We start from the raw sequence: 12,879 nt of genomic DNA, 5'->3' as shown, positions 1-12,879 counted from the left end.
GATCACCGACGCACAGCGCTCGCCGACCACTGCGTGGCCGGCGAGCGCTGTCGGTGTCCGGGTTGCGGTGTGACCGCCTACTTCCCGAAGGTCGGCAGGTTCTCCGAGGCCGCGATGTCGGCCTCCTCGGGGTCGGCGGCGGCCGTCCTCCGACGACCTTGCCGCAGGGTCTTCTCGACGAAGGTGGCCAGCGACGACAGACCGAAGTTGATCACGATCATCACGATCGCGACGACGATCAGCGCGGGCAGGTAGTTGCCGTAGTACGACGCCGACTGGATACCCGACCGGACCACCTCGACGTACCCGATGGCGTAGCCGAGGGCGGAGTCCTTGAGAGCGATCACCATCTGCGAGATGAGTGCCGGGAGCATCGCGGTGATCGCCTGGGGGAGCAGGATGATCCGCATCATCTGCGACTTGCGCAGGCCCAGCGCCATCGATGCCTCGGACTGCCCCTTCGGCAGGGACTGGATGCCCGAGCGCAGGATCTCGGCCATCACCGACCCGTTGTAGAGCGTCAGGCCGGTGACCACCGCTGCGAATGCCAGCTGCGATGACGGGAACACCGCGTAGTCGGCGAACAGGTAGTAGGCGAAGATCATCAGGATCAGTACCGGGATGGCACGGAACACCTCGACGAACACACCGGCGAGGGCCCGCACCCACGCGTGATCGGACAACCGGCCGATCCCGAGGACCGAGCCGAGGATCATCGCGAGCACGATCGACAGCAATGCCGCCTTCAACGTGCCCCACAGGCCGGGCAGGATGTAGGTGGTCCATGTGGTTCCGATGATGAACGGATTCCACTTGTCCGAGGTGAGCTGGTCGTTGCCGGCCAGCACCACCAGCACATAAGCCACCACTGCGATGATGATCGCGACGAACACCACCGCGATGATCGCATTGCGGATCCTGGCCTTCGGCCCGGGCGCGTCGTAGAGGACTGTTGCACCACTCATCGCTTCACCGCCAGTCGCTTGGCGAGGTAGCCGAAGACGGCTCCCTCGAGAAGGGTGATGATCATGAATCCGACCGCGATGATGATGAAGATCGCGACGATCTGATCGGAGTACGTCTCGATCTCCTCCTTCATCAGCAGCGACGCCTCACTCACTCCGATGACCGAGGCGATCGTGGTGTTCTTGGTCAGCGCGATCAGCACACTGCCGAGCGGACCGATCACCGCCCGCATGGCCTGCGGGAGCACGATGATGCCGAACACCTGGGTGAACGGCAGACCGAGCGACCGGGCCGCCTCCGCCTGCCCCATCGGGACGGTGTTGAACCCGGACCGTAGTGTCTCGCACACGAAGGTCGCGGTGTAGAGGATGAAGCCGGTGACCGCCAGCCAGAAGTTGTTGTTCTTGATGAAGTTCTCGTTGTCGGGGGCCAGTGCGAGACCGAGGTTCTGGTAGAGGCCGATCGAACAGAACAACACGATCAGGGTCAGCGGGGTGTTGCGGACGATGTTGACATAGGTCGCACCGAACCAGCGCATCACCGGCACCGGCGACACCCGCATGGCGGCGAGCACCACGCCCAAGATCAGCGCGCCGATCGCCGACCAGAAGGTCAGTTGGATGGTCACCCAGAATGCGGGCCACAGCTGTGGCCCCATGTCGGACCAGAGTTCACTCATCTGTGTTCACCCCTCGATTCAGCTCAGGTCCGCCGGGCACGGCGTGGGAGTCGTGGTCGGATTGGTGATGCCCTCGACCGTCTCGACGCTCGGGGCGGGGAAGAACTTGTACTTGGGGTCGAGCTCGGCACGGGCGATCATCTCGTCGACGTAGGCGTTGCCGATGGCCGCACGCAGCGCCTTGTCCCAGGCTCCGGACTCGATCATCTCCTGCAGGGCCTTGTTCACCGCGACCACCGCGTCGGGGTACTGCTTGGCCATGCCGATGCCGTAGTTCTCCTTGGAGAACGGGGTGCCCGCGGTCTTGAGGACATCCTTGACGCAGGCGTCCTTGGGGTAGGTCATCCCGACGATCTTGAATTCACCCGGGTAGAAATTGGCGTAGCCGGCGAGGATCACCTCGTCGGTGGTCATCGCGTCGACCTTGCTGCGGCGCAACGCCTCCACGCATGAGGAGTACGAGTCGTACTCCTGCAACTGCACCGACGGCAACTGTGCCTTCACATTCTGCGCGGGGGTCGAACCGGTGACCGAGCAGAGCTTCTTGTGGCCGGTGTCGAGATCGGTGAGCGAGGTGATCGAGTTGTCGTCGGCGCGGACGAGCAGTCCCTGATAGTTGATCAGGTACGGTCCGGCGAAGTCGACCTTCTTGGCGCGGGCCGCGTTGATCGAGTAGGTGGCGGCGATCATGTCGACCTCACCGTTGTTGATCAGCGTCTCGCGCTGCGCCGACGGTGTCTCGCGCCAGGTGATCTCCGGGTGGGCCACCCCGAGCTCGTCGGCGATGTGGTTCACCACGAACGTCGACACCGACGGGTCGAAGCCGGTCACGGACTTGTCGGGGTTGCGGATACCGAGTCCGGGTTGGTCGTACTTGGTACCGAGGGTGACCTTGCCACTGCGGATCGAGTCGATCAGGTTGCGGGGTTCGGTGTTGCCGCAGGCGGTCAGTGTGGCCGCGAGCAGTGCCCCGACCACCACGATCAGACCGACGACGCCCCTGCTTCTGGTGCGGGTGCTGTGCGGTTCACGGCCCATGTCAGTGGCCCAGGATCTTGCCGAGGAAGTCCTTGGCGCGGTCGGTCTTCGGATGGTCGAAGAACGTGTCCGGGTCGGTGTCCTCGATCACGGCGCCGTCGGCCATGAAGATCACGCGATCGGCGGCCTGGCGGGCGAATCCCATCTCGTGGGTCACCACCAGCATCGTCATGCCCTCCTTGGCCAGCGACACCATGACGTCGAGGACCTCGGTGACCATTTCCGGGTCGAGAGCGGAGGTCGGCTCGTCGAACAGCATGATCTTGGGGTTCATCGCCAGCGCGCGGGCGATCGCGACGCGCTGCTGCTGACCGCCCGACAGCTGGGCGGGATACTTGTCCTTCTGGCTGGCGATGCCCACCCGGTCGAGAAGTTCGAGGGCCCGGGCATTGGCCTCGGACTTGGACTGTTTGCGCACCTTGGTGGGTGCGAGGGTCACGTTCTGCAGGATCGTCTTGTGGGCGAAGAGGTTGAACGACTGGAAGACCATCCCGACGTCGGCGCGCAGCCGGGCGAGATCCTTGCCCTCGGCGGGCAGCGACTTCCCCTCGATCAGGATGTCGCCGGAGTCGATCGGTTCGAGCCGGTTGATGGTGCGACACAGCGTCGACTTCCCCGAACCGGACGGGCCGAGGACGACGACGACCTGGCCCCTGGGAACCTCGAGGTTGATGTCCTTGAGGACATGCAATTCCCCGAAGTGCTTTTGTACGTCCTTCATCACGATCATCGGAGGAGCGGTGGCAGTGGCCGACGGCTCCGGTACCTGGGTCGGTGATCCGGTCATATTCTGCAGACCCTAGCGAGTACACCTGGTGGCGTGTCGGTTAACGACACGCACTTTTTCTCCGATGTAACCGAATCGGCGCACGCGGTCACCCGACGAGGCGATTTGCGTGCGCCACGTACCCTGGATCGATGTGAGCATCTCTCTGTCCGAGCCGGCGGTCGGCGCCGACGAGCGCACCGGCTCGGTGCGCCGCTATCAGGTCCGCACCTACGGCTGCCAGATGAACGTGCACGATTCCGAGCGCATCGCGGGTCTCCTCGAAGACGCCGGGTACGTGCGGGCCGACGCCGATGACGACGCGGATCTGGTCGTGTTCAACACCTGCGCCATCCGCGAGAACGCCGACAACAAGCTGTACGGCAATCTCTCGCACCTCGCACCGGTCAAGCAGCGCCGCCCCGGCATGCAGATCGCCGTCGGCGGATGCCTGGCCCAGAAGGACAAGGACGTCGTTCTACGCCGCGCCCCGTGGGTGGACGTGGTGTTCGGCACGCACAACATCGGGTCGCTCCCGGCCCTGCTCGACCGCGCCCGCCACAACGAGGCTGCGCAGGTCGAGATCCGCGACGCCCTCGAGGCGTTCCCGTCGACGCTGCCCGCCAAGCGTGATTCCGCCTACTCCGGCTGGGTGTCGGTGTCGGTGGGCTGCAACAACACCTGCACGTTCTGCATCGTGCCGTCGCTGCGCGGCAAAGAGGTCGACCGCCGCCCGGGAGACGTCCTCGCCGAGGTCCAGGCGCTCGTCGAGGCCGGTGTGCTCGAGGTGACCCTGCTCGGCCAGAACGTCAACGCCTACGGCATGTCCTTCGCCGACCCGGAGCAGCCCCGCAACCGCGGTGCCTTTGCCGAGTTGTTGCGCGCCTGCGGCGACATCGACGGGCTCGAGCGTGTGCGATTCACCTCGCCGCATCCCGCGGAGTTCACCGATGACGTGATCGAGGCGATGGCCCAGACCCCGAATGTGTGCCCCCAGCTGCACATGCCGCTGCAGTCCGGCTCCGACCGCGTCCTGCGCGCCATGCGTCGCAGCTACCGTCGAACCAAGTTCCTCGGCATCCTCGAGAAGGTGCGGTCGGCGATGCCGCACGCCGCGATCACCACCGACATCATCGTCGGCTTCCCGGGTGAGACCGAGGAGGACTTCGCCGAGACCCTCGACGTGGTGGCGCAGGCCCGCTTCGCCAGCGCGTTCACCTTCCAGTACTCGCCGCGTCCGGGTACACCGGCCGCAACCATGGCCGATCAGGTGCCGCCGGATGTCGTCCGGGACCGTTACCAGCGACTGATCGCACTGCAGGAGAGCATCTGTCTGTCGGAGAACCAGGCGATCGTCGGCCGTGAGGTGGAGCTGCTGGTAGCCGCCGACGCCACCCGCAAGTCGGCCGATGCCCACCGCATGACCGGACGGGCCCGTGACGGTCGTCTGGTGCACTTCCGGCCGGGGGAGTTCGCCTCGGCGATCCGTCCGGGCGACATCGTCACCACCGTGGTGACCGACGCCGCACCGCACCATCTGATGGCCGACTCCGGGATCGGCTCGCATCGGCGCACTCGCGCCGGCGACGCCGTGGAGGCCAGCCGGACCCCGACCACACCGCCGGTCGGTGTGGGACTGGGAATCCCCGGCATCGGCCCGAGCACTTCCGTCTCCGCTGGTGGCGGCTGCGAATCCGGGGGCTGTGGTGTGCCCGCCGGGGAAACGAGGACACAGTGAGCGACAGCGACGAGACCAACCGGCGCGAGCCGGACGGCCGGGCGGATCTTTCCCCGACCGATGCCCTGGCGGGATACGAGAAGGATCTGCGTCGCGCCGAACGCAAGGTGGCCGGCGAGATCGACCCCGGTGCCCGCGGCATCGTGGTCGCGGTGGCCGTGCTGGTGGCGATGGTGTCGCTGGTGCTGCCGCACACCGGGTCGGCCAGCGGCCTGGACGTGCTCACCATGTCTCCGGATGCGATCTCCGAGCGGGTCGCGATCACCTCCCGGGTGTTCGTGTGGCTGCTCGTGGTCTTCGGGATCGGGTTCTCGATGCTCGCCCTGTTGACCCGGCGCTGGATTCTCGCGTGGATCGCCCTCTGCGGCTGCGCGGTCGCATGCGTGGCGGGCATGCTGGCGTGGTGGACCCGCAACACCCCCGGCGTGGGTGGTGTGGAACCGCCGTCAGGTGTCGGTGTGGGCCTGATCCTGGGATGGATCGCGGTGTTCGTGCTGACCTTCCACTGGTCGCGGGTGGTGTGGGCGCGCAGCAGCTACCACCTGGCCCTCGAACAGCAGCGTCGTCAGGAGAACGCGGCCCGCGAGGCGGCGACCCTGAGCCTCTACAAACGTCTCGATGCAGCTGCCGACGCGGCCAAGGACGACGACACGAACTGAGCGCTGGTCCGGTGGGCGAGAGCGTCTTCGTGGCCACCTCGGAGCTGGTGGCGTTCGGGGCTCGCCTTGCGGGGATTTCGACTCGCCTTGTCGCTGCGCTCCTCGGCGGCTCAATCATCGTTTGTGCTGGTTGAGCAGGGCGTCCTCGCGCAAGCGAGGCCGGCCGGCTGTCGAAACCTCTGGTGGTTGCGTCGGGTGGTGAGCATGTCGGGGGTGGTGGCGTTCGGGGCTCGCCTTGCGGGGATTTCGACTCGCCTTGTCGCTGCGCTCCTCGGCGGCTCAATCATCGTTTGTGCTGGTTGAGCTGGGCGTCGTCGTGGTAAGCGAGGTCGGCCGGCTGTCGAAACCTCTGGTGGTTGCGTCGGGTGGTGAGCATGTGGGGGGTGGTGGCGTTCGGGGCTCGGCTTGCGGGGATGTCGACTCGCCTTGTCGCTGCGCTCCTCGGCGGCTCGATCATCGTTTGTGCTGAGCAGGTGTCCTCGCGGTAGCGAGGTTTCTGTCGCCGCCCTCCTCGACGGTTCGGTCACCGTTGGATGGGCAGGTCAGCGGTCGGCGATCGCGCTCTGCGCGGCCTGCGCCCACTCGTGCCATTGGGAGGCCTGCTCGCGCAACTTCTGCGCCTCTCGGCCCTTGCCGCGCTCGTCGGCCTTACGGGCCTGGTCCTCGAGCTGGGCGGCACGATCGGCGAACTGTGCCGCACGGGCCAGGGCCTCGGGATCGGTGCGCTGCCACTGGGCGTCCTCGGCGTCGCGGATCTTCTTCTCGAGGGTGCGTGCGCGACCCTCGAGGGAGTGCATCTGCTCCCGGGGCACTTTGCCGATCTCGTCCCACTTGTCGCGGAACTCGCGGAACTCTCGGCGTGCGGCCTCCAGATCGGGGGCGGCGCCGATCGACTTCTCGGCGGTGTCGAGCAGCTCGGCCTTGGCCTGACCGTTTGCGGTGAATTCGGCGTCCCGCTCGGTGGCGACGGCATTGCGGGCGGCGAAGAACACGTCCTGGGCGGCCTTGAACCGCTGCCATAGGGCCTCGTCGGCGTCGCGGGGTGCCCTGCCGGCGGCCTTCCACTCGGTCAGCAGGTCGCGGAACTTGCCCGCGGTCGGACCCCAGTCGGTGGACGCCGAGAGTGCCTCGGCCTCGGCGATCAGCTCTTCCTTGCGGGCCTTGGCCCCGGCGCGCACCCGGTCGAGCTCGGCGAAGTGCGCGCCGCGGCGGCGGTTGAACGCATCACGCGCCTTGGCGTACCGCTTCCAGAGCACGTCGTCGGTCTTGCGGTCGATGCCCTTGATCGACTTCCACTCGTCGAGGATCGCGCGCAGCCGATCGCCGGCGACCTTCCACTGGGTGGACTCCGCGCCGATCGTCTCGGCCTCGGCGGCCAGCTCCTCCTTGCGGGCGATGGCCGATGACCGGGCCTGTTCCTTCTCGGCCTTGAGCGTGTCGGCCACCTCGTCTGCCGCGCCGACGATCTTCGACAACCGCTTCTCGAGTGCGTCGACGTCGCCGATGACGGCGGCGTCGGGCAGTGACTCGAGGAGATGCTTCGCAGCGACCTGGGACTTCTTCGGATCACCGGAACGCGCCGCGAGGCGTTCCTCGAGGATCTCGACCTCGGTGGCCAGATCGTCGAATCGCCGCGCGAAATGCGTCAGTCCGTCCTCGCGGGAGCCGGCCTGCCATTCACCGATCCGGCGCTCACCGGCCGATGTGGTCAGCCAGACCACGCCGTCGTCGTCGATCCGGCCATGACGATGCGGATCGGTGGCCTGCACCGGGATCGGGGTGACCGGGCCGGCCGGCGCCGGCCGCGGTCGCGGACCCGGTTTGGGTCCCGGCTTCGGTCCCGGACGCGGTGCCGGGGAGGCCCCGGATTCCGACGTGGCCGCCGGTGCCGCTGTGTTCTCGGCGTCCGAGCCGGCGGTGTTCTGTTCTCCGGTCATCGCAGGTGCCCTCCCGCATCGTGGTTGCCGCGCGTCACGGCTGCCGGTCACTGTCGCGTCCCGGCCCGCACCGATGTGCGCCGGGATCTTTCCCATTCAAGCAGCCCAGCGGCACTCATGGGGCCACAGCCGGGCAATGTCCCCTCTCCGGCGGGTCTTCGGAGGTGTGCTCGGCGGTGGCCGGGGGGTTGGACGGCTCCGCCGGCGGACGCTGCCGACGGATCGCGCGACCCGGTCGACTAGCGTCGTTGACGTGCTTGCGTCCGTGGTCTTCGTCCCCAGCGCGCCGCTACTGGTCCCCGAACTGGCCGGTCCGGAGGCCGTTGACACAGCCCCGGTCCGTGATGCCGTGCTGGCCGCGGTGTCCGCTGCGACCCCGGGCGTGTCGTCGTGGATCGCTGTCGGCGCGGCCGACCAGGGCCCCGACGGCGCCGGCCGTGCGGATGCCGATCACGGGGATCTCGGACCATCGGAATCCGACTGCGCGGATCGGGGACGTGCCGATACGGGTCATCCCGTCACCGGGACGTTCGCGCGATTCGGGGTGGACCTGCCGGTGCGCCTGACCATCCGGGGTCCGGCGACCGCCACCGGCCCCCTCGACCCCCGGCTGCCGCTGTCCATGCTGATCGCCGGCTGGTTGCGCGAGCAGATGGGCGTCGAGTCGATCCGGCCGGTGATCGTCGCGCCGGCCGCCGACCCCGCACACTGCGCCGACATCGGGGCCGCACTCGCGTCCTGTATCGATTCCGACCCGGCCCCGGTGGGGGTGCTCGTGGTCGGTGACGGCGCCACCGCGCTGTCGGCCAAGGCGCCGGGCGGGGGTTTGCGGGCCGAAGCCGTTGCGCTGCAACAGGACATCGACGGAGCACTCGGTTCTGCGGATCGTGGGGCGCTCGCCCGCCTGGCCGATGTGGACTGCCGCGCCGTGGGTGTCGGTGGCCGGCCCGCGTGGCAGGTCGCCGCGGCGCTCGTCGGTGACCGCCCGCTGCGTTCCGACGTCCACTACGCCGACGCGCCGTTCGGGGTCGGCTACATGGTTGCCACGTGGACGCCGTGACCCCGGTCGTCGGGCCGGTGCCGGTGGCCGTCGTCGGTCCTACCGCAGTCGGCAAATCCGACCTCGCGCTCGACCTCGCGGAGGCGCTCGGCGGGGAGATCGTCAACATCGACGCGATGCAGCAGTATCGCGGGATGGACATCGGTACCGCGAAGCTCCCGCCGGAGGAGCGGCGTGGCATCCCGCATCATCAGATCGACGTCCTCGATGTCGCCGAGACGGCGACCGTCGCGCAGTACCAGGTCGCGGCCACCGCCGACATCGAGCGGCTGCGCGCGGCCGGCCGGACACCGGTGATCGTGGGTGGGTCCATGCTCTACATCCAGGGACTTCTCGACGACTGGCGGTTCCCGGCCACCGACCCGGGGGTCCGCGCCCGCTACGAAGAGCTGCTCGCCGAGATCGGGGTGGGTGCCCTGCATCGCCGGCTCGCCGAGGTCGACCCGGCCGCGGCCGCGGCGATCCTCGACACCGACGGTCGACGGATCGTGCGCGCCCTCGAGGTGGTGGAGCTCACCGGGCGGCCGTTTGCGGCATCCGCGCCGGTCATCGGTGAACCGCGCTGGGGCACAAGGATTCTCGCACTCGACCGGGAGACCGGGGAACTGGACGAGCGGATCGCGCTGCGGACCCGGGCGATGTTCGCCGGCGGGCTGGTCGACGAGGTCGCCGCGCTCGCCGAGATCGGTCTGCGCGACGGCGTGACGGCCCGCCGTGCGATCGGCTACGCCCAGGTCCTCGCCGCACTCGACGGCGACTACGACCTCGCACACGCCGAGGAACTCACCTTCATCGGCACACGCCGCTATGTCCGCCGCCAGCGGCGCTGGTTCCGTCGTGACCATCGGCTGCTCTGGCTCGATGCCGCCGCCGACGACCTGACCTCGCGTGCCCTGACCGCACTCGACGATCCGCCCGGGGTGACCGCCGCCGGGCCATCGTCGGTCTGACCCTCCCGGTCGATCCGAGGGGGTGAGGGGCGGGGCGGCCGCGCGGCCGAATGTCCTGGGCTCGCTACCCTGGGTGGGTGAACAGCGATCAGGCGTGGGAGTTCGTCAAAGGACACGGCACCCAGAACGATTTCGTGATCCTCACCGATCCGGCCGCCGAACTCGACCTGCCCACCGAGGTGGTCGCCGCGATCTGTGACCGGCAGCGGGGGATCGGTGCCGACGGGTTGCTCCGGGTCTCGCGCGCCGGTGCCCTGGTCGCCGCGGGCACCCTCGACGGGCTGCCCCCCGGGGTGTCGCCCGACGACTGGTTCATGGACTACCGCAACGCCGACGGCTCGATCGCCGAGATGTGTGGCAACGGGGTCCGGGTCTTCGCCCATCACCTACGCGCCACCGGGCTCGCCGGCACCGACGAGTTCACCGTCGGTTCACGCGCCGGGGCTCGGCCGGTGATCGTGCATTCGTTCGACGCACGGGACGCCGACGTCAGCGTGCAGATGGGTCCCGCCCGGCTCGGTGTGGACTCGACGGTCACCGTCGGGACCGACGTGTACCGCGGCGTCGCGGTGGACGTGGGCAACCCGCACCTGGCCTGTGTGGTCCCCGGGCTCGATGCAGACGGTCTGGCCGCCGTCGACTTCGGTTCCGGTGTCCAGATCGATGCCGTGGTGTTCCCACACGGCACCAATGTCGAACTGCTCACCGTCCCCGCCGAGGTGGACGGCCGCCTGCATGCCCGGATGCGGGTCTTCGAACGCGGCGTCGGCGAGACCCGCAGCTGCGGGACCGGACTGGTCGCGGCGGCGGCCGCAGGGTTCGCCCACCGCGGCGAATCCACCGGGGAGATCACCATCGACGTGCCCGGCGGACGCGTGCAGATCCGCATCCTGGCCGACGACGCGTGGCTGCGCGGACCGTCGGCGCTGGTCGCCGACGGACACTTCCGGCCGGGCTGGACCGCCACCGCGATCCCCACCGCGGCGGTGACGGCCGGCGTCGCCGGGGACTAAATCAGGTGCTCGACGACGTTGACTCATGCGATCATGGAAGGCGTATGACGACATCAACTCATCTTTCGAACACCGACAGACCCGACCGTGACGACGCCCGGTACGGGGACACCGTCCCGCACGACCCGAATGGTCCGGCAGACCATGGCCCCGCAGACCATGACCCCGCAGACCACGGCCCCGCAGACCACGACCCCATGGACCGGGACACCGCCCTGGCCGGGCTGCACGGGCTGACCACGCACCGTTCCGACGATCCGACCACCGGCGAACTGCAGCTCTCCGACCGCGCATCCCTGCAGCGGGTCGCGGGCCTGTCCACCGAGCTCACCGACGTCACCGAGGTCGAGTACCGGCAGCTGCGCCTCGAACGCGTGGTGCTGGTCGGCGTGTGGACCACCGGTACCTCGGCACAGGCGCGCGCGGCCATGACCGAACTCGCCGCCCTCGCCGAGACCGCGGGCTCAGAAGTCCTCGACGCGGTGATCCAGCGGCGCCAGACACCGGACCCGGCCACCTACATCGGTTCGGGCAAGGCCGAGGAACTGCACGACATCGTCCGGGCCACCGGCGCCGACACCGTCATCTGCGACGGTGAGCTCACCCCGGCACAGCTGACCGCGCTGGAGAAGGTGGTCAAGGTCAAGGTGATCGACCGGACCGCCCTGATCCTCGACATCTTCGCCCAACACGCCACCTCCCGCGAGGGCAAGGCGCAGGTGTCGCTGGCGCAGATGGAGTACATGCTCCCGCGTCTGCGTGGTTGGGGTGAGTCGATGTCCCGACAGGCCGGTGGCCGCGCCGGCAGCAATGGCGGTGTGGGCCTGCGTGGCCCGGGTGAGACCAAGATCGAGACCGACCGCCGTCGCATCCGTGAACGGATGGCCAAGCTGCGTCGCGAGATCCGCGAGATGAAGACCGCGCGAGTGACCAAGCGGGCGGCCCGCCACCGCGGTTCGGTGCCGCAGCTGACCGTCGCCGGGTACACCAATGCCGGCAAGTCGAGCCTGGTCAACGCGATGACCGGCTCGGGTGTGCTGGTCCAGGACGCGCTGTTCGCCACCCTCGACCCCACCACCCGCCGTGCCACCCTCGACGACGGCCGCGAGGTGGTCTTCACCGACACGGTCGGCTTCGTCCGGCATCTGCCGACCCAGCTCGTCGAGGCGTTCCGGTCGACCCTGGAGGAGGTCGTCGACGCCGATCTGCTGCTGCACGTCGTCGACGGCAGCGACCAGTTCCCGCTTGAACAGATCGCGGCGGTCCGTCAGGTGATCAACGAGGTGGTCGCCGAGGACGGCGCCACACCGCCTCCGGAACTGTTGGTGATCAACAAGATCGACGCCGTCGATGCACTGCGCATGGCCGAGTTGCGCGCCGCGGTCCCCGGCGCGGTGTTCGTCTCCGCCCGCACCGGGGAAGGACTGCCCGAGCTGTTCGAGCGCGTCCGTGACCACGTGCGCCGATCCGATGTCGAGCTGACCCTGGCGGTGCCGTTCACCCGCGGTGACGTGATCTCCCGGATCCACCGCGAAGGCGAGGTGCTGTCGGCCGACCACGACGCCGACGGCAGCATCCTGCGCGTCCGGGTCCCGGAGGCGTTGGCCGGCGAACTCGCCGTGCTCGCTGTCGAGCCCGCCGCCACCTGACAGTTAGGCCCCTCGGTATCCCGCCGACGACGAAGGCCGCCCATTCGGGATGAACCCGGATGGGCGGCCTTCGCGTCTCGGCCGGGCGCGCGTCCGCTACTCGGCGTCGAGATCCTTGGCGACCAGCTCCGCGATGGTCGCGAGGACCTCCGCGTCATCGGCGCTGACCACGATGTTGGTGCCCTTCTCGGCGCCGAGGGTCATGATCATCAGCGCGGAGCCCGCATCCACGGGGTCTCCGCCCTCGAGTGAGAGGGTGACCGGGACGGCTGCGCCGGCCGCGGCGTCGGCGATGATGGTGGCGGGACGGGCGTGCAGACCGACGGCCGATCCGACGGCAACGGTGGTGCTGGGCATGGTTTCTGGCTCCTCGGGTGGAAGGGGTCGAGCGGGTGGAAGGGGTCGAGCGGGTTGCGGGGGATGT

General features: G+C 68.7%; 12 protein-coding genes. 6 read left to right on the top strand and 6 right to left on the bottom strand.

Going from position 1 to position 12,879, the window contains the following annotated elements; translation table 11 throughout:
- Window positions 1-77 precede the first annotated feature (77 nt).
- The 4 genes from ACWDUA_RS03605 to ACWDUA_RS03590 are packed head-to-tail and all read right to left on the bottom strand — an operon-like array spanning window position 78 to window position 3,413.
- Window positions 78-965, bottom strand: coding sequence for an amino acid ABC transporter permease (locus ACWDUA_RS03605; RefSeq protein ID WP_449749612.1), 888 nt, complete (start codon window positions 963-965; stop codon window positions 78-80).
- Window positions 962-1,645 carry an amino acid ABC transporter permease gene (locus tag ACWDUA_RS03600; RefSeq protein WP_449749611.1) on the bottom strand — a complete coding sequence of 228 codons (684 nt, stop codon included), beginning with the start codon at window positions 1,643-1,645 and terminating at the stop codon, window positions 962-964. The genes ACWDUA_RS03605 and ACWDUA_RS03600 overlap by 4 nt, the downstream gene beginning before the upstream one ends.
- 18 nt (window positions 1,646-1,663) lie before the next feature.
- Window positions 1,664-2,683: a glutamate ABC transporter substrate-binding protein gene (locus tag ACWDUA_RS03595; RefSeq protein ID WP_449749610.1), complete on the bottom strand. Its 1,020-nt coding sequence runs from the start codon at window positions 2,681-2,683 to the stop codon at window positions 1,664-1,666.
- Between the two features lies 1 nt (window position 2,684).
- Window positions 2,685-3,413 (bottom strand): amino acid ABC transporter ATP-binding protein, encoded by a 729-nt coding sequence (locus tag ACWDUA_RS03590; protein WP_449749717.1) that lies wholly within the window; start codon window positions 3,411-3,413, stop codon window positions 2,685-2,687.
- Window positions 3,414-3,603: 190 nt separating this feature from the next.
- Between ACWDUA_RS03590 and miaB the strand changes: the two genes are divergently transcribed.
- Entirely contained in the window at window positions 3,604-5,187 is a 1,584-nt protein-coding gene (gene miaB, locus ACWDUA_RS03585; protein WP_449749609.1) for a tRNA (N6-isopentenyl adenosine(37)-C2)-methylthiotransferase MiaB, read from the top strand.
- The gene (locus ACWDUA_RS03580) at window positions 5,184-5,846 is read left to right on the top strand and encodes an Rv2732c family membrane protein (protein WP_449749608.1); all 663 of its coding nucleotides are present in this window, start codon (window positions 5,184-5,186) and stop codon (window positions 5,844-5,846) included. The genes miaB and ACWDUA_RS03580 overlap by 4 nt, the downstream gene beginning before the upstream one ends.
- A gap of 542 nt (window positions 5,847-6,388) precedes the next feature.
- On the opposite strand, the gene ACWDUA_RS03575 is transcribed toward ACWDUA_RS03580, so the two are convergent.
- Entirely contained in the window at window positions 6,389-7,783 is a 1,395-nt protein-coding gene (locus tag ACWDUA_RS03575; protein ID WP_449749607.1) for a DUF349 domain-containing protein, read from the bottom strand.
- A gap of 253 nt (window positions 7,784-8,036) precedes the next feature.
- Here ACWDUA_RS03575 and ACWDUA_RS03570 point away from each other — a divergent pair, with 253 nt between their 5' ends.
- From ACWDUA_RS03570 to hflX, 4 genes are all read left to right on the top strand, one after another.
- A complete protein-coding gene (locus tag ACWDUA_RS03570; RefSeq protein WP_449749606.1) occupies window positions 8,037-8,843 on the top strand; it encodes a hypothetical protein in 807 nt (268 codons plus the stop codon).
- On the top strand, window positions 8,831-9,793 hold the full coding sequence (miaA, locus tag ACWDUA_RS03565; RefSeq protein WP_449749605.1) for a tRNA (adenosine(37)-N6)-dimethylallyltransferase MiaA: 963 nt from the start codon (window positions 8,831-8,833) through the stop codon (window positions 9,791-9,793). The genes ACWDUA_RS03570 and miaA overlap by 13 nt, the downstream gene beginning before the upstream one ends.
- Before the next feature lie 77 nt (window positions 9,794-9,870).
- The gene (gene dapF, locus ACWDUA_RS03560) at window positions 9,871-10,806 is read left to right on the top strand and encodes a diaminopimelate epimerase (protein ID WP_449749604.1); all 936 of its coding nucleotides are present in this window, start codon (window positions 9,871-9,873) and stop codon (window positions 10,804-10,806) included.
- A gap of 197 nt (window positions 10,807-11,003) precedes the next feature.
- Window positions 11,004-12,455 (top strand): GTPase HflX, encoded by a 1,452-nt coding sequence (gene hflX / locus ACWDUA_RS03555; protein ID WP_449749716.1) that lies wholly within the window; start codon window positions 11,004-11,006, stop codon window positions 12,453-12,455.
- Between the two features lie 96 nt (window positions 12,456-12,551).
- Here hflX and ACWDUA_RS03550 read toward each other — a convergent pair whose 3' ends face one another.
- A complete protein-coding gene (locus ACWDUA_RS03550) occupies window positions 12,552-12,812 on the bottom strand; it encodes an HPr family phosphocarrier protein (protein ID WP_449749603.1) in 261 nt (86 codons plus the stop codon).
- Window positions 12,813-12,879 lie beyond the last annotated feature (67 nt).

It is taken from the genome of Gordonia sp. NPDC003376, assembly GCF_053589235.1.
This window is presented reverse-complemented; position numbering and strand designations above follow the sequence as displayed.